Source organism: Rhizobium sp. IBUN (genome assembly GCF_000510625.1).
GTDB classification, from domain to species: domain Bacteria; phylum Pseudomonadota; class Alphaproteobacteria; order Rhizobiales; family Rhizobiaceae; genus Rhizobium; species Rhizobium altiplani.
This window is the reverse complement of record NZ_AZNV01000013.1, coordinates 90,879-107,831: the sequence shown is the minus strand read 5'-3', so window position 1 is coordinate 107,831 and position 16,953 is coordinate 90,879. Positions and strand designations below refer to the sequence as shown.

General features: G+C 60.6%; 15 protein-coding genes and 1 pseudogene. 4 read left to right on the top strand and 12 right to left on the bottom strand.

Features of this window, described 5'->3' with window-relative positions; genetic code table 11:
• Nucleotides 1-8: 8 nt before the first annotated feature.
• Genes RHIBUN_RS0114455 through RHIBUN_RS0114440 form a run of 4 tightly spaced genes read right to left on the bottom strand, consistent with a single transcriptional unit; the run spans nucleotide 9 to nucleotide 4,215 of the window.
• Entirely contained in the window at nucleotides 9-884 is an 876-nt protein-coding gene (locus RHIBUN_RS0114455) for an ABC transporter permease (RefSeq protein ID WP_037216072.1), read from the bottom strand.
• Between the two features lie 2 nt (nucleotides 885-886).
• The gene (locus tag RHIBUN_RS0114450) at nucleotides 887-1,846 is read right to left on the bottom strand and encodes an ABC transporter permease (RefSeq protein ID WP_018117163.1); all 960 of its coding nucleotides are present in this window, start codon (nucleotides 1,844-1,846) and stop codon (nucleotides 887-889) included.
• 57 nt (nucleotides 1,847-1,903) lie between these two features.
• Nucleotides 1,904-3,487 (bottom strand): ABC transporter substrate-binding protein, encoded by a 1,584-nt coding sequence (locus RHIBUN_RS0114445; RefSeq protein ID WP_025660066.1) that lies wholly within the window; start codon nucleotides 3,485-3,487, stop codon nucleotides 1,904-1,906.
• Entirely contained in the window at nucleotides 3,484-4,215 is a 732-nt protein-coding gene (locus RHIBUN_RS0114440; protein ID WP_025660065.1) for a FadR/GntR family transcriptional regulator, read from the bottom strand. The genes RHIBUN_RS0114445 and RHIBUN_RS0114440 overlap by 4 nt, the downstream gene beginning before the upstream one ends.
• A gap of 469 nt (nucleotides 4,216-4,684) precedes the next feature.
• On the opposite strand from RHIBUN_RS0114440, the gene katG reads away from it, so the two are divergent.
• Nucleotides 4,685-6,865, top strand: coding sequence for a catalase/peroxidase HPI (gene katG / locus RHIBUN_RS0114435; protein ID WP_025660064.1), 2,181 nt, complete (start codon nucleotides 4,685-4,687; stop codon nucleotides 6,863-6,865).
• 115 nt (nucleotides 6,866-6,980) lie between these two features.
• On the opposite strand, the pseudogene RHIBUN_RS35355 reads toward katG, so the two are convergent.
• The 3 genes and pseudogenes from RHIBUN_RS35355 to RHIBUN_RS0114415 all read right to left on the bottom strand — a co-directional run.
• A pseudogene (locus RHIBUN_RS35355) lies at nucleotides 6,981-7,097 on the bottom strand (DUF3175 domain-containing protein); the annotation flags it as partial.
• Nucleotides 7,098-7,846: 749 nt separating this feature from the next.
• The gene (locus RHIBUN_RS0114420) at nucleotides 7,847-8,206 is read right to left on the bottom strand and encodes an RT0821/Lpp0805 family surface protein (protein WP_018857276.1); all 360 of its coding nucleotides are present in this window, start codon (nucleotides 8,204-8,206) and stop codon (nucleotides 7,847-7,849) included.
• A 260-nt stretch (nucleotides 8,207-8,466) separates the two neighbouring features.
• Nucleotides 8,467-9,360: a LysR substrate-binding domain-containing protein gene (locus RHIBUN_RS0114415; RefSeq protein ID WP_025660063.1), complete on the bottom strand. Its 894-nt coding sequence runs from the start codon at nucleotides 9,358-9,360 to the stop codon at nucleotides 8,467-8,469.
• Nucleotides 9,361-9,489: 129 nt separating this feature from the next.
• On the opposite strand from RHIBUN_RS0114415, the gene RHIBUN_RS0114410 reads away from it, so the two are divergent.
• Nucleotides 9,490-10,194, top strand: coding sequence for an SDR family oxidoreductase (locus RHIBUN_RS0114410; protein ID WP_018117171.1), 705 nt, complete (start codon nucleotides 9,490-9,492; stop codon nucleotides 10,192-10,194).
• Nucleotides 10,195-10,254: 60 nt separating this feature from the next.
• Here the strand turns inward: RHIBUN_RS0114410 and RHIBUN_RS0114405 are convergent, their stop codons facing one another.
• The 5 genes from RHIBUN_RS0114405 to RHIBUN_RS0114385 form a co-directional block, all read right to left on the bottom strand.
• Entirely contained in the window at nucleotides 10,255-11,043 is a 789-nt protein-coding gene (locus RHIBUN_RS0114405) for a DUF481 domain-containing protein (protein WP_025660062.1), read from the bottom strand.
• A gap of 183 nt (nucleotides 11,044-11,226) precedes the next feature.
• Nucleotides 11,227-12,684 (bottom strand): CHAD domain-containing protein, encoded by a 1,458-nt coding sequence (locus RHIBUN_RS0114400; RefSeq protein WP_025660061.1) that lies wholly within the window; start codon nucleotides 12,682-12,684, stop codon nucleotides 11,227-11,229.
• A 230-nt stretch (nucleotides 12,685-12,914) separates the two neighbouring features.
• Entirely contained in the window at nucleotides 12,915-13,793 is an 879-nt protein-coding gene (locus tag RHIBUN_RS0114395) for an aldo/keto reductase (protein WP_018117174.1), read from the bottom strand.
• Between the two features lie 72 nt (nucleotides 13,794-13,865).
• Nucleotides 13,866-14,147, bottom strand: coding sequence for a hypothetical protein (locus RHIBUN_RS0114390; RefSeq protein WP_018117175.1), 282 nt, complete (start codon nucleotides 14,145-14,147; stop codon nucleotides 13,866-13,868).
• A gap of 5 nt (nucleotides 14,148-14,152) precedes the next feature.
• Nucleotides 14,153-14,950 (bottom strand): thioredoxin family protein, encoded by a 798-nt coding sequence (locus tag RHIBUN_RS0114385; RefSeq protein WP_018117176.1) that lies wholly within the window; start codon nucleotides 14,948-14,950, stop codon nucleotides 14,153-14,155.
• A gap of 121 nt (nucleotides 14,951-15,071) precedes the next feature.
• On the opposite strand from RHIBUN_RS0114385, the gene RHIBUN_RS0114380 reads away from it, so the two are divergent.
• Both RHIBUN_RS0114380 and RHIBUN_RS0114375 read left to right on the top strand, forming a co-directional pair.
• Nucleotides 15,072-16,292 (top strand): hypothetical protein, encoded by a 1,221-nt coding sequence (locus RHIBUN_RS0114380; protein WP_018857284.1) that lies wholly within the window; start codon nucleotides 15,072-15,074, stop codon nucleotides 16,290-16,292.
• 9 nt (nucleotides 16,293-16,301) lie between these two features.
• On the top strand, nucleotides 16,302-16,934 hold the full coding sequence (locus RHIBUN_RS0114375) for a PQQ-binding-like beta-propeller repeat protein (RefSeq protein WP_025660060.1): 633 nt from the start codon (nucleotides 16,302-16,304) through the stop codon (nucleotides 16,932-16,934).
• Nucleotides 16,935-16,953 lie beyond the last annotated feature (19 nt).

Genomic DNA, 16,953 nt, shown 5'->3' with positions numbered 1-16,953 from the left:
TCGGATGATCAGTTTAGTTCAGCACGAGGGTCAAAAGCGTCCCGAAGACCGTCGCCGATGAAGTTGATGGCAAGCACGGCAAGGATGAGCGCCCCACCCGGGAACAGCCATTGCCAGGGATATTGTTCGAGGACCGCCGTCGACCGAGCAGCATTCAGCATGTTGCCCCAGCTTGCGGCCGGCGGGGCGATGCCGAGGCCAAGGAAGGAAAGTCCGGCTTCAAGCAGGATGGCGTTGGCAATCTGCAAAGTCGCGTAGACAACAAGGATATCGATCGAATTCGGCAAGCCATGCCGGAAGAGGAGATGCGGCAGGCCGGCGCCCATTCCCCGAGCGGCGATGACGAAGTCACGCTCGCGGAGTTCCAGAAGCCGTGCACGCACCATTCGCGCCAGAAGTGGCCAGGACAGCAACGAGATGACGAGTACCGTCGGCCAGATGCCCGTGCCGGCGATGGAGGCGAGCACGAGGAGAAAAATCACCGGCGGCAACGTCATCACGAGGTCGACGAACCGCATGCCCACGGCGTCGGCCCAGCGGCCGCCAAGGGCTGAGACAGCACCGAAGAGAAAGCCGATGACGGCCGACATCAGCGTCGACGCAATAGCGACGAGGAGCGAGATGCGGCCGCCTTCCATGACGCGGGCAAACACATCGCGCCCGACGCCATCGGTACCGAACCAATGTTTCAGGCTTGGGCCCGAGTTCATCGCCAACAGGTCGATGTCGTTCGGCTTGAAGCTCCACCAAAGGGGATAGCTGAGGATCATCGCCAGGACAGGAACAGCCACGCAGACACCGAAAACGGCGGCGCGGTTGATCAGGAAGCGGTCGAGTGCACGGGCGAGGGGGCCGGGACTGCGGCTAGGGGTTCTGGCCAGCATAGTTACGCCACCTTGATGCGCGGATCGATCACCGCGTAGGTGATATCCGTTAGAAGGTTCACGACGATTACGCAGGCTCCGATAATGAGCGTCGCGCCCATGATGACCGGGTAGTCGCGGGTCTCGACGGAATCGACCAGCAGCAGGCCCATACCCGGCCAGTTGAAGACGCTCTCGATGAAGATTGCGCCGCCGATGGCAAGGCCGATGGTCGAGCCGATGAGCGTAACGACAGGCAGCAGCGCATTGCGCAAGGCATGCTTGAGGATCACCCAGAACTCGACGACACCCTTCGCCCGCGCCGTACGCACATAATCCTGATTGAGCACTTCAAGCAGGGAGGCGCGCATATAGCGCATGATCAGAGCCGCTTGAGCGACCGCAAGAAGAGATGCAGGCAGGATCAGGTGATGCACCAGATCGAGGATCGAGAAGGCCTCGCCAGGCGTCAGCATGCCGCCGGATGGCATCCATTTGAGCCGCACCGCGAACACGTAAAGTCCGATCAACGCGCTGAGGAACGCCGGGCTGGAAATGCCTGTGAGGGCAAGTACCGAAAACGAGAGGTCGGCGAAGGAGTTGCGCCGTACGGCGCTGACGATGCCGGTGGCGATGCCGACGATGATCGAGATAACGAGAGCCGTTCCCATCAATAGGACGGTGGGGCCGATCCGCGACAAGACTAGGTCGAGCACCGCCTGATCCATCCGCTTGATCGAGTAGCCGAGATTGCCGGCCAAGGCCTGCTGCAACCAAGCCAGATATTGTACGGGCAGCGGCTGGTCGAGACCGAGCCTGCTGCGCAGCTCGGCCAAATCAGCTGGCGACATCGGAATATTCGGATCGATATAGGCGTCGATCGGATCGCCAGGGGTGAGGCGCAGCAGAAGGAAAATCAGCATGCTCAAGGCAAGCAGCATGCCTATCCCGATCGCCAGGCGCCGGAGACTGTATCTCAGCATTGCAACTCCGTCCTGAAAAGGTGGCAGATGCCACCCCCTCGTACCAATGGGCGGTCTTTACTCGGCGATCGACCAGCGCTGCGGATCGGCCTGGTAGGGACCGCCTCCGGGAGCGGGAGTCCAGACGAAACCCTTGACCTTGGTGGAGACGACGCCATAGCGGTTTGCCACCCAGAGCGTGCCCCACGGGAGCTGGCTGTTCATGACCCTGCAGACCTGCTGATAGCGCCCGTCGCGCTTTGCCGCGTCTGGCTCGCCGAGGGCGGCATCGAGCGCGCCCGTCAGATCGGGCATCCGGGCGCGAACGACGTTCGGGCCGGCCGGCGGGATCTGCTTTTCGTTTAGCCCGACATTGATGCTGCCGGCGTCCGGTCCGTTTTGCAGGCCGGCATAAACCAGCTGAAACTGCGAAATATCGGCGTCCGGCTTCAGGACGATGCTGTTATAGGTCGGCGCATCGACGGCACGTGGCACGACGTTAATGCCGACCTGCGCCAGCATCGCCTGAACGGCGGCCAGCACATTGGTCGCCAAGGGCGTCGTGTAGTAGGTCAGGAGCGTGATCGGCTTGCCGCCGTTGATCTGGTCCCAGCCAGCTTCCTTCAGGAGCGCTTTTGCCTTTTCCGGATCATAGGCATAGGGATCGATGTCCTTCGGAACGAGCTGGTCAGCGACATAGGCGCAATTGGCCGGCTTCGCAGCACCGCCGTAGAGGCTCTGGATGATTGCGTCACGGTTGATGGCGTGCATCACCGCCTGACGAACACGCAAATCCTTCCAGATCGGTGATTCATGATTGAATCCCAGATAGTTGACGACGAAGGAATTGCCTTCGATCACGCGGAAAGACTTGTCTTCCTTGAATGTTGGGACCTCATTGGAATCGACATAGGTGAACTGGATTTCGCCGGCGCGAAGAGCGGCGATCGCCGCCGCCGGATCGGCGAAGTAGCGATTGATGATCTTCTCCAGGGCCGGCTTCCCGCCGCGGTAGTCCGTGTTGGCGGCGAGTTCGACATACTGGTCGTTGACATACTTGGTGAACTTGAATGCGCCGGTGCCGATCGGTGACGTCGACCACCATGGGTTCTTGGCGAGCTGGTCGGCCGGTATTGCGGCGAGCGCATGCTCGGGCAGCATCATGACCTTGGTGAGCGTATCCATGAGGCTTGCGGATGGGGCGCTGAGTTTGAGAACGAGCGTGTGCTCATCGGGAGCTTCGACGGATGAAACCGGCGTCAGGCGGGCCGCGAGAACGGAGCCGGTCTTGGCGTTCTTGGCAAGCTCCATCGTGAACTTGGCGTCCTTGGCGGTAAACGGCTTTCCGTCGTGCCACTTCGCGTCGACGAGCTTGAACGTGTAGGTCAGCTGGTCGGGGCTCACTTCATAGGACGATGCAAGAACGCCGACCGGCTTCTGCAGCTTCGCATCGTAAGTCACCAGCGGCTCGAAATAGATGCTGAGCCATGTGAAGCCGGCGGTGGCTGCAAGCGGATTGAAATTTCCTTGGAATCCGCCAGGCCCGACGTCGAAGCCGCCTGACAGGGTTGCGGCTTGCGCCGGGCGGGTGAGGCCTGACGCGACTGTTGTTGCCATCATCGCGGCGATCGCGATCGCCGAAAGTCGGGACAGAGTGTTCATTGCGTTCCTCCCACATTTGAACTTGTCTTGTTGTGTGTGATTACCTGCGCGATGCCTTCGTAGTGGCGGTCGAGGCGGCGGCGAGCCTCCTCCAGGTCCCGGGCTTCGACGGCATCGACGATGGCGGCGTGATCCCGCCAGGTGGCCATCGGGTCGACGTTATCGAGATTGACGAAATCCGAGGCCTTGTAGAAAGCGAGCCAGAACACGTCGATTAGCCGGCTCAGCGTTTCGTTCTCCTGGCAGCGGAAGAGCAGACGATGAAATAGCTGGTCGTCCTCGGCGAAGGATGCTCCGCGCTCGGCGTGCGCTTTCATGCGGTTGACGGTGGCGCGGAGCTCGGCAATGTCGTCCTTGCTGATCGTCTCCAACGTCTTGCCGATCAGGCCGACTTCGAGCGTCCGGCGGATCTCGATCACTTCCTCAATCTGGCGAAGCGCCCCGCCAAGGCCATAGGCAAGGTTGTCGAGCAGCGGCTCGAACGAGAAGGCCTTCACGAAGATTCCGACGCCGCGGCGCGATTCCAGGACGCCCAGGGATTCCAGCGCCTTGATGCCCTCTCGCAAGGAGTTGCGGCTGACGCCGAGTTGGGTCGCAAGTTCGCTCTCTGCCGGCAAAAGGGTTCCGGGCTTCAGGCCATTGTCATTGATGTAAGCACGCAGGCTCTCCTGCACGGACACATGCAGCAGGGGGGCTCTTGTCAAAGGCTTCATGGTCTTTAGGGGCATGCCGGGTCTCGCTGCAGAAATTCCAGATGCCGAGATACATATCCACTTGTAGGATATCTGTCAAATGAACATGTCAACGAAGGCGCCGGAGGGAGGTTTGTCATAGGGTTCGGCAAAGAGGCTTGGTACTTGGTCTTCCGCCCGTGGCCTTGCCGCCCGGTCGGGGGGCTGGCCGAGGGATTGGAGCCAGGATCTCCTTGTTTCCCCATCTCTGCCACACAAGTTCAGCAAATCCTGCGGGGAGCGTAATCCATCCAACTCATAGGTTTTGGTTATCGTAACGATCAGTAAATCCAACTTAGAATTATCGCCATTTTCCGATATGAAGGAGGAAAGGGAGGATGTATGTCGATCGGCGTACCCTTGGCTTGAGTGCTGAACCTCATTTGGAAACGGCGCAGCTCCGTTGACTTGTTTGGCAGATCCCCCTTTGGACGGCAGAAAATTCAAGGTAATCAAGGAGAACGTTATGGACCAGAAAACCGACAGCGCGGGCAAATGTCCTGTTGCGCATGGCAATACGCCCCGTGGTCGATCTAACCGCGACTGGTGGCCGAACCGGCTGGACATTCAGATCCTTCACCAGCATTCCGACCTGTCCGATCCGATGGGGACGGCGTTCAACTATGCCGAGGAATTCAAGGCGCTCGACCTCGATGAGGTGAAGAAGGACCTTCATGCGCTGATGACCGATTCGCAGGACTGGTGGCCGGCCGACTTCGGTCATTACGGCGGCCTGTTCATCCGCATGGCATGGCATAGCGCAGGCACCTACCGCATCACTGATGGCCGCGGCGGCGCCGGTGCCGGTCAGCAGCGTTTCGCGCCACTGAACAGCTGGCCTGACAATGCCAACCTCGATAAGGCCCGCCGCCTGCTGTGGCCGATCAAGCAGAAATACGGCAGCAAGATCTCCTGGGCCGACCTGTTGATCCTGACGGGCAACGTTGCACTGGAATCCATGGGCTTCAAGACTTTCGGTTTCGCCGGCGGCCGCGCGGACGTATGGGAACCCGAGGAACTCTTCTGGGGTCCTGAGGGAACCTGGCTGGGCGATGAGCGCTACAGCGGCGAGCGTGAACTCTCTGAACCGCTTGGCGCCGTGCAGATGGGCCTCATCTACGTCAATCCCGAAGGCCCGAACGGCAACCCCGATCCGGTCGCGGCTGCCCACGACATCCGCGAAACCTTCGCCCGTATGGCCATGAACGACGAAGAGACGGTGGCGCTGATCGCCGGCGGTCACACCTTCGGCAAGACGCATGGTGCCGGCGATCCTTCGTTGATCGGCGCGGAGCCGGAAGGCGGTGCGATCGAGGAGCAGGGCCTCGGCTGGAAGAGCACCTTCGGTACCGGCGTCGGCAAGGACGCCATCACCGGCGGTCCTGAAGTGACCTGGACGCAGACGCCGACTCAGTGGAGCAATTACTTCTTCGAGAATCTGTTCGGCTTCGAGTGGGAGCTGACGCAGAGCCCGGCCGGTGCGAAGCAGTGGAAGGCCAAGGATGCCGAAGCTTCCATTCCTGATGCTTTTGATGCGTCGAAAAAGCAGCTTCCCACCATGCTGACCACGGACCTGTCGCTGCGCTTCGATCCTGTATACGAGAAGATCTCGCGCCGCTTCCTCGAAAATCCTGATCAGTTCGCGGATGCTTTCGCGCGCGCCTGGTTCAAGTTGACCCACCGCGACATGGGTCCGAAGGTCCGTTACCTCGGTCCGGAAGTCCCGGCGGAAGACCTCATCTGGCAGGATGTCATTCCGGCCGTCGACCACAAGCTTGTCGACGATGCTGACATCGCCGCGCTGAAGGAGAAGGTTCTTTTGACCGGCTTGTCCGTGCAGGAGCTCGTCTCGACCGCCTGGGCTTCTGCCTCGAGCTTCCGCGGCTCCGACAAGCGCGGCGGCGCCAACGGTGCGCGCATCCGGCTTGCGCCTCAGAAGGACTGGGAAGCGAACCAGCCGGCGCAGCTCGCCAAGGTGCTCGATGTCCTCGAAGCTATCCAGAAGGACTTCAATGCCGCCCAGACCGGTGGCAAGAAGATCTCGCTCGCCGACCTGATCGTTCTCGCCGGCGCTGCCGGTGTCGAGAAGGCGGCAAAGGCTGGCGGTCATGACGTCACCGTGCCGTTCACGCCTGGTCGCATGGATGCCTCGCAGGAACAGACCGACGTGGCGTCCTTCGCCGCGCTGAAGCCGCGTGCTGACGGTTTCCGCAACTATGTCGGCGGCCGGCAGTTCATGAAGCCGGAAGAGGCCCTTGTCGATCGCGCCCAGCTGCTGAGGCTGACCGCGCCGGAAATGACCGTTCTCGTTGGCGGACTGCGCGTGCTGAAGGCTGGTCAGCCCGAGCATGGCGTCTTCACGTCTCGTCCCGAGGCGCTGACGAACGACTTCTTCGTCAATCTCCTCGACATGGGCACCCAGTGGTCCCCGGTTGCGGGTAAGGAAGGCGTTTACGAGGGACGCGACCGCAAGACCAACGAACTCAAGTGGACCGGCACCCGCGTCGACCTGATCTTCGGCTCGCACTCGCAGCTCCGCGCCTTTGCGGAAGTCTACGGCCAGTCCGATGCGAAGAAGAAGTTCGTCAAGGACTTCGTCGCAGCCTGGAACAAGGTGATGAACGCCGATCGTTTTGATCTGGCCTGATCGATAACATATTGGTGGACGCGGCGATAAGCCGCGTCCATGCATCCGTCCTCGTTGTCACCGCGCTCGGCTGTGGTGAAGGTCTCGGTCGCCGGTTGAGCAGCTTTCTGCTTTCTCATCCCTTGGGCTTCCGCCCGAAATCCTTGCGAAGCTCGTCCTTCGCCTTCTCCAGCTTTGTTCGCTGTGCCTTGGAGAGTTGCTGACCTGCACGGTTGACATAGAAATTCAGCATCAGCCGTTGTGACGCCGGTTCCTCGATGCAGGACGGCACCGCCGCCAATGAGCCACGCCCGTCAGCACGCCAAGTGCGAAGCGTAGAGCGTCTATGACGACGTGACGGTGCTGAAGCGCTCGCACCAGAAAATCACCGAAAGGTAGGCCGCTTTACCGCCAATGAGGTACGTGCAGTCAATGCGCGGTTGTGGTTTTATGGGGTCGGCCAGATGCGGCCGCTTGTATTGCGTCTCGGGCCCGTCAGGCATTCTGGCGGGCCCATGCAATTTGTGGCGCTTGCCGAATTGGACGGGTGCACGCGCGGAACATCAAGCATTTCGAACGGTTCTCCAACAATCCAATGATGGAGATGCGCATTTCTCTTGCCTTATCCGCATTGCTGTTGGTCTGGCTGTTTGCGCCGTGCGGCGCACAATCGCTTCCCGACCAGGCCGGTCCGTCGCTCGGACAGTCGAGCTCCACCCAGGCACACGAGGAGATCACCAATCCAGGCGGATTTGGTCGAGCGCCCGCAAGGCAGTTGACCATGCAACCACGCAAAGCACGATCAGGCCTTGCGGTGAGATCTCAGATCAAATCCACGGGTAAGCCGGTCATCAGTCCGTAGGGACTGCATCCGCTAGGTGTTCGAGGCAGAGATCCCGGCGTGTCGTCGACCGCCGGCAATGGCTCACAAGAACAAGGTTGGGTCTGTTCGGCTAGCCGGCGGCGCTTGCTTTGGCCACACGAGGACGCGTGCCATTCCGGCTATCGCGCGGGTCCGAGCTTCCAATCCGAGTCGCCAGACGGACAGGCGAGACCCTTGAATCGGGTTTCTCCCTCCAGCGTCCGCTGGGTCGTTACAAAGGCGCGGCATGAACTTTCAGGATCAACGCCAATTTCTTCGATCACCCCCACACTTCCCGTCGACGGATTCGCCCAGGCAAGGGGGTTCACTCCGACCGCGCCGCGACTGACCGTATCTGCGATGACCGCCTGATCCGTCTTCGCAGGCGTCGGACTCGACTGCGGGATCGCGGTGGTTTCCAAGGGTTCTACCTTGGTGCATCCCGCCAACAGCAAGGCCGCGAGGGCCAATTGCATCACGCCTATGTTCTTTCGCGTCATCTAGACTTTCCGATGATAGTTCTCCCGCATCGTAGCGTGCAATTCTGAGAGCTACCTGAGGAACTACTATAGAAATGGGCGCAGTGCCAGCCAGTTCCGTTCATTCCGACGCATTGCTTGTGAGTTCCACCGACTGCGCGCCTGCCCCAAGTCGGCGTTCAACGATGCTGCCCGGCCATCCCGACCCGCCGGGTGACCTTCTAGTCCGTTGATTGCGGATTCACGGCCCCGCGGGTGCCGGTTGATCGTCGTCTGGCCTATCAGTTCTGGCGCGCAGCGTCCGCGAGCCAGCTTTTTACGGCAGCCACGGATGCCGCATGACGGGGCTTTCGTGGCGAGATGACGTAGAAATCCGACCCAGCGGTAAGTTCGGTTGGCAACACACGGAGAAGGCGGCCCGACGCAATGTCCTCGTCCACAAAAAACGTGCTCGTCAGAGCAAGGCCCTGGCCAGCAATCGCGGCCTCAATCGCCAGGGAGGTCTGATTAAACCGAATATTCTTGGCGGTCGCCGGCGCTCCGTTCGGAAACGCCAATTCCAGAAACTGCGGCCAGAGATCGTGGCCATCGTGAAGGCGCGGGTAGCGCGAGAAATTGTCCTCTTGGTCGGGGAAGCCGAGCTTCTCCACCAGTAGCGGGCTGCCGACGGCAATAATCACGTGATCGAACAGCAGCTCCGCATTCAAGTTCGGTCCGAAGGGTGGCCGGCCATGACGGACGGCGAGATCCACCGCATCGGTTTGGAAATTGGCAATGCGATCACTCGCCAAGATGCGCAGATCAATGTTGGGGTGAGCCGCGGTAAAATCCGGCAGGCGAGGGATCAGCCATTTCGAGGCGAATGTCGGCGTCACGCTGATTGTCAGGTGAAGCGGTTCTGGTTTCAATGTCTCGGTTGCCTCCGAGATCAGCTCGAAAGCACGGCGGATGTTGGTCACATAGCTCTGGCCAGCCTCCGTCAACGCCAGCGTTCGCGGAAGCCTGTCGAACAGCTTCAGGCCCAACTCTGCTTCCAAGCCCCGTATCTGTTGGGCGACAGCACCCTGGGTGACCCCGATTTCCTCGGCTGCCAGGCGAAAGTTCAGGTGCCGTGTGACGACCTCGAACATGCGAAGGCCATTAAGCGAGGGAAGACGTCTGATACCTTCTGCCATTCAATAGATTTTCTACTGCTTTCTGAGAACGAAACTGGCTCGCACCGATGCCACACGAGTGATATCACGCTTTGCAGGCAACTGTAGACCGCAATTGCATGCGGGTCCTCTTTAAGGCAGGAGAGTACGATGTCAGGAGAAAAGGTAGCGGTGATCACGGCCGGCGGCAGCGGAATGGGCGCCGCCGCGGCGAAGCGTCTTGCAGCCGATGGGTTCAAGGTGGCGATCCTATCATCGTCGGGGAAGGGCGAAGAGCTTGCAAAGGCGCTGGGGGGCGTCGGCGTCACCGGCTCCAACCAATCAAATGACGATCTCCGCAAGCTCGTTGATCTCGCGATTTCCACTTGGGGACGCATCGACGTGCTCGTGAACAGCGCCGGCCATGGTCCGCGCGCGCCCATCCTCGACATATCGGACGAGGACTGGCACCGGGGCATGGAGGTCTACCTTCTGAACGTCATCCGTCCGACACGGCTGGTGACGCCGCACATGCAGAAGCAGAAGGCCGGCGCGATCATCAATATTTCGACCGCATGGGCGTTTGAGCCGAGCCCGATGTTCCCGACGTCGGCCGTGTTCCGCGCCGGGCTGGCGTCCTTCACCAAGATATTCGCCGACACCTATGCCGCCGACAATATCCGCATGAACAACGTTCTTCCGGGCTGGATTGACAGCCTGCCGGCGACGGAGGAGCGCCGCGACAGCGTTCCGATGAAGCGTTATGGCACGAGCGAGGAAATCGCCGCGACGGTTGCGTTCCTTGCATCGACCGGTGCAGCCTACATGACGGGGCAGAGTATTCGCGTTGACGGCGGACTAACCCGTTCGGTTTGATGCCGGCGGGCACTGCCCCGGGGTGAAAGGCCTCCGGGGCGGTGTATCAGGAAACGGCGATTAGAAGCGGATGATCGCTCCGAAAATCGGGCCGTGCTCGATCACGTCGTAGGTGAAGCCATCGTTGCTGTAGTTGACGCCGAGGGCGCGGTAACCGGCAACCGCCGAGACGGTGTCGTTGAACTTATAGCCGATGCCCGCCAGCACGTCCCAGTCCAGGTCGGCACCTCCGCCGCCGATCATGCCCCAGCCGGTGAGATAGACCGTGTCGGTCAGCGAGTAGTTGCCTTTGATGCCCGCGACCCCGTCCACCCAATTGGCGCTATCGGTCCGCGACACGTTGCCGATGAGGCCACCGCTTAGCCCTATCGTTGTTTCGGCATGCCAGTATCTGGCACCGGCAACCACATCCAAGCGAGCCTTCGGATCTTCGTAGACGGTGTATCCGACGCCCAACAGTGCGCTGAATGTGACTGACTTGACATCGACCTCATCAGCGACGACGCCCCGCGGTGTTGCCGCATCCGTCGTTATGCGAGCATAGATTATGTCGGTGAAGACGCTGAACCGGTCATAGCGGGCGTCACCGGCTGCCATGAAGGCAAAGTCCAGATCCTTCAGGATGTCGCTGAAATTCTGATTGATGTCGACGGTCGGGAGGCCGAACACCTGAGTCTTGCCGTCGAGGCCCGCAACCCAGAAGTAGGGTGCGAAGGAAAACGTCCAGCCATTCGGTTGCACGGCCTGAGGTTGTGGCGCCGTGGCGGGCAAGAGATCTGCTGCATGCGTGGGTGTGACGAACGCCATTGCGGCAGCGGCGCATGCGATCAGTGAAATCCTGCTATTCATGATGAACCTGTCCCTCTCGCGTTCAGGTCACAATAGCCCCGATTCATCGACCTGAACTGATATCGCAGATTGCACTAAGTCTCGCCGTCCGCAAAGTGCTTATATTCTCTTCCTGATATCTCACATGAGGGCGATCTCGGCACGCAGCGTGGGAGAGCATCCCGGCAGCGCGGAGCGGCTGCTTCATCCCCGCCAGAACCTTTTTCGCTCCATCAGTTCGTCCAACGACGATTGAGCGGCGGTGATCAGTTTTTCGCTGTTGCCAGCGACCATCAGGGATTCGACGTCGGGATGTGATTCCAGCTCCAAATTGTGAATGACAGTCGGCGCGGTTACCATGTCGTTCAGGAGACCGAGTTCGCCCTGCAATTTCTCCATCGTTTGGATGAACTTTTCGTACCGTCGCTCGGCCTGCTTGCTGGAGAACAGGGACCTTAGGAATTCGCTCGCATATCTAAACTTCTTTGCCGCCTTGCGGGTTTCGTGCCGATGCTCATCGTCGGCTTCGACCAGAGACTTGCCGCGTTTTTTCAGTTTCTTGCGTTGACGGTCAAGGATGTCGATTGCGAAATCGACCACCGGTCCGTTCCGAATCTCTGCCGTTTCCACCAGCGCGAGATACTCTCCGCAATGCAGCCACTCGTTAAGGTCCAGCATAAAGGCTTTGGCACGTGAGCTGAAAAGCGCGTTCAGCACCTGCTCATAGGCGCTGTCGCGTGCTTCGAGCAAACGACTTTTTACGTCGCTGTTTCCAACCCTGGCAATCAGTACATCGATGTTGCGTGCCTCTCCGAGAACGCCCGCCAGCCACTTCAACTCTTCCTTCAACCGCTCAGATTCGGCGTCGACCAGGATCAACTTGTAGAGCGAGAAGGCAGATCGCAGCCGCCTGAGTGCCACGCGGGCCTGATGAAGTGCCGATGGGTTCGGGCGATCTATGACGATCGATTCGTTCAGCCGGAACTGCCGGAAACATGCTTCAGCAATGACCTGGAACGAGGCCGAGACCCGCAGGTCGCGGTCGAGATGCACGGGTTCCGCCTTGTATGCCGTTTGTTGCTCGCGGAGCAGGCGGTATCCTCTCTCCGCTTTCGAAGCGACACCGAAACGGATCGGGACAAGCGCCTCGATTCTGCGGGCAACGGTGAACAGCGTATATGGCTTGCCGTCCTTCAGTTCCAGCTCCAATTCCCGGATCTGCATCTCGCGGTCGCCGGCAACGATCGAGCCCATGTCAAGGACAACTTCAATCTGGCTCCCGTCCTGATTGACGTTCCAACGATGTCGCTTTACCAGGGTGGAAAACTGCCGGACGAGAGTGCCCTCCTCGATATCGAGTTCGGACCTCAGCGGGGTCGTGTAATCGATCACAGGTGTGTTGCCCGTGAGCGACGTTTCCCACTCGGAGCGCGCAAAGATGGCCCTGTTCGGTCCCGCAGCCTTGACCGTTTGGACGTGCGCTTCGCCAACCGTACGGATTCGCAGAGAATAGCCGCCCTCCCATGCCTGGCAGTCGGGCGTGTCGAAATAAATGGAGGTCAAGGGATCGACAGAGATCGGGCTTCCCAGCAAGCCGGATCCCAGCAATGTGTCCACCGCGTCGGCGCTCAGTTCAAGTTTCAGTTCTGTTTCTGTTGCCAATTAGCCTCTCCGCTCGGTTGCACAGTCCTAGGTGGAGGCAACTCTTTCTCGATATAGAGCGGTGGCATCGGGATAAAACGTCCTGATGACAAAAACCTGAGCGGGAATGCAACCGCAGCGATCTTTCACAAGAAAAGCGATCGCTGCTCGTTGCGGTACCCCGTCCGACTATAAGCAGGTGAGGAATCACCTCGTGCGTCGGTTGGACATGCTACTAGGCCAGGTCGGCGCTAGGAGCCGGATTGGCGAGCCGCTGTGTCCAGCGCTATAAAATCCGCTTCATCGAGAGCGATGCTTGCCGCCTCTACGTTTTCCTCAAGATGCTTTACCTTGGAGGTTCCCGGTATCGGCAACATCACAGGGCTGCGTTTGAGCACCCACGCCAGAGCAATCTGGCTTGGCGTCGCGTCGTACCTCTTGGCCAATCTGTCGAGGATGGACCCTGGACGGGCAAGCTCGCCTGCGGCCAGCGGGTACCACGGTATGAAGCCAATGCCCTCGCGCTCGCAGTAGTCAAGCACGTCCTCGCTGGCGCGATCGACGAGGTTGTAGCGGTTCTGGACCGTCGCGACGGGAAAGACCTTTCGGGCGGCCTTTATGTCTTCAACCGAAACTTCGCTTAGGCCGGCATGGGCAATGATGTCCTGATCCAGGAGCATCTTGACCGCGCCGAATTGCTCGTCGCGAGGAACCTTCGGGTCTATGCGATGCAATTGCCACAGATCGATCCGGTCGACACGGAGTTTCTTGAGGCTGCCTTTCGCGCGCTCGAGAAGATAGTCCGGCCGTCCGTTTGGCGTCCAGAGATCCGGTCCTTCGCGGGTCAGCCCTGCCTTGGTCGCGATCAGCAGCCCCTTGTAAGGATGCAGCGCTTCGCTGATGAGTTCTTCCGAAACGTCGGGGCCGTAGGAATCTGCCGTGTCTATGAAATTGACCGCGATCTCGGGCAGGCGACGCAGGGTTGCCAGTGCTCCGGCCTTGTCCGCAGGCGGTCCCCATATGCCGGGTCCGGTAATGCGCATGGCGCCGAAGCCGAGACGGTTGATCGCGATGCTACCGATCGAAAATTGGCCCGATGCAGCCGCTGAGATCGTGGAATTGTCTGGCACTGATCTTCTCCCGATTGCCGGTTAGGTGGATTTGCTCGGGCCTTAAGTGGAGCGGGCAGGGAGCAATGCAAGTCAGGACTGTTCAGACTTGACCGTGCGCCCGGAGATCAGACGCAGCCACGGCGGCAGGTGGAAAGCGCACATCAGCAGGTACATCATGGCCATGCCATCCATGGTTAAGACGTCCTGCATTGCGGAGCAGATTGTCTCTGCTCCGCCGCTTGCCATGGTGACAACCGCCATGATGGCGAAGGTGGGCGCTGCCGCAAGACACAGCCAGTCGGCGATGTTTGCTGCATTGTCGGCCGGCTTCTCGACCGATGCGCTGCGCCTTGTCTGGTCGGAGGAAAGCATCGGCTCTACCTCCGGCCGTATTCGTCATGATGCCGCCACCAGATACCTTGCTCATTGCGGCCGAAGGGCGCGCGGTCGAGCCATTGATACACGCCCCAAATACCGTCCAGGCCGCGGGCATAGCTGGAGTAGGTGTGGTAGACCACGCCGTCCTCGAGCACGAAGGCGCTGAGGCCCGGCCTGTCGCGCGTATAGGTGGCGATGTCGGTTCCAGTCATCGCGGCGATCTGGCCGACCGGGGTCTCGCTGCCGCGCAACTTCCATTCCTGTACGGTTTCGCTCTCCTGCGGCCCCGGTGCCGGCGGTTCACGCCGGTAGTTATATTCTATCCCGCCTTCGCGCTGTTGCTGCTGGCTAAACAAGACGCTGAAGTCGAGGTTGAAATCGCTACCGAAGGAAGAGGCCCAGTCGAAGGTCCATCCCATCCGCTCTTTGAAGGCCTGCAGTTTGGGAAGCAGCGCGCGGGAAACGGCGGTGAAGGCGACGTCATGGTTCTCGAGGTGAACGACAACGCCGTTGAAGCCGTCCGCGATCGAGGAGCAAGAGGGGCATCCGGCTGTATAGTCAGGACCGAACATGAAGTGGTAGATGAGCAGTTGCGAGCGGCCCTTGAAAAGGTCGGCCAGCGAAGCGCTGCCGCTGTCGGTCTCGAACCTGTAGTCCTTGTCGATCCGTACCCACGGCAGTTCCTGACGGCGTTGTGCCAGCATGTCGCTGCGACGGGTCAGTTCCTTCTCTTCTGCGAGCAGGTCGAGCCGCGCCGCAAGCCATTCTTCGCGTGTGCCTGTCATGTGCATCGTCATCATACTTCTCCTCTTGGTGCCTGTTGACGTAGCATGCCGCTCCTTGCGGCTGCTTGGTGATCGTGAGCAGACTAGGACCGGAGTGGGCGAGGGTGGGAGTTACAAGTTTGACGGGATTTCGATGGACTCGATGATCATCGCCGCGGCGAGGCTGCTTGCGACAGGCGATCTTCTCGGTGCGCTGAAGAGGGTGGCGCTGCGGAATGACGCGCCCGCGCTCGCCCTTCGCGGCATCGCGATGGCCCAGCTCGGGGATCTCGCGAGGGCAAAGGTCCTGCTGAAGACGGCTGCCCGTGCGTTTGGGCCGAGGGAGCCGGTCGCACGGGCGCGCTGTCTCGTCGCCGAGGCGGAAATCGCTCTGGTCTCGCGCGATCTAACCTGGCCTGCCAAGACACTCAGCTCCGCGCGGGAAGTGCTCGAAGCGCATGATGACCGCTTGAACGCCGCACATGCGCGACATCTCGAAGCCAGGCGGTCGCTGCTCATCGGCCATCTCGACGAAGCCGAACGGCTGCTCGCCGGGGTCGATCCAACACCGCTCCCGCCGCCCTTGCGAACGGCGAACGAGCTTGTCGTCGCGGGGATTGCCATCCGCAGGCTCCAGACGGGCGTTGCGCGCGCGGCACTGCTCCGGGCGGAAAATGCGGCGAGGGAGGCGGGAATCCCCGCGCTTCGTGCGGAGGTCGAAGGGGTCTCCGAGGTTCTGAAGGCGCCGGCGGCGCGACTGACCAGCCGCGGCGAGGAGCGGTTGCTGCTGCTGCAAGAAGTCGAGACAGTCCTGTCGTCCGGCACGCTTGTCGTCGACGCGTGCCGCTACGTCGTGCGGGAGGGCGACGCGTTCGTGTCGCTGACAACGCGCCCGGTCTTGTTCGCGCTCGCCCGTGCACTGGCGGAGAGTTGGCCGGCGGATGTATCGCGGAACGTGCTCGTTGCCCGTGCATTCAGGGCGAAGGATGCCGATGAATCGCATCGCGCCAGGTTGCGCGTCGAAATCGGGCGGCTGCGCGGCGAGCTTCACCGCATAGCGGATATCAAGGCAACCAAGGACGGCTTTGTGCTCGCCCCGCGGCGTGCCGACCAGGTGGTCATCCTGGCTCCACCGGTCGAGGAGCAGCATGGTGAGATCCTTGCTTTTTTGGCCGATGGGGAGGCCTGGTCGAGTTCGGCGCTGGCAATCGCGATTGGTGCGAGCGCGCGCACCGTGCAACGCGCGCTTGATGCCCTCGCTGAAACGGGCAAGGTGCAGTTTTTCGGACGAGGACCAGCACGCCGCTGGACTATCCCGTCACTACCGGGATTCCCGTCAACTTTGTTACTCCCAGGTCCACTGCCCAACGACTAGGATAAGCCCATGAAACACTCCCAAGCTGAAATCCTTCGTGAATATGGCCCCTTTCCAGATGTGAAGCAGGTGGGCGGCGTGACCTTTGACGGTCGGAATGTCTGGTTCGCGTCCGGCGACAGGCTGAATGCCCTCGATCCCGATGTCGGTGAGGTCGTGAATACGATCGCCGTTGCGGCACACGCCGGAACGGCTTTCGATGGGCGCTATCTTTTCCAGATTGCCGAGGACAGGATCCAGAAGATCGACCCGAAGACCGGCGAGATACTCTCGACGATTCCGGCCCCCGGCAATGGCGGTGATTCCGGGCTCGCCTGGGCGGAGGGAACGCTTTGGGTCGGAGAGTATCGCGGCCGGAAGATCCATCAGATTGATCCCGAAACCGGCGCTGTCCTTCGCAGTATCGAGTCCAACCGTTTTGTTACCGGGGTGACCTGGATCGGCGATGAGCTCTGGCATGCCACCTGGGAGGGCGACGAAAGCGATATCAGGCACATTGAATCAGAGACCGGGCAGGTCCTGGAACGGGTCGAGATGCCGGCTGGTATCGGCATATCGGGACTTGAGTCCGATGGCGCGGACCGGCTGTTTTGCGGCGGTGGAAACAGCGGCAAGATCCGGGCCGTCCGCCGGCCGAAATAGTCAGACCGTGCTCGCGCAT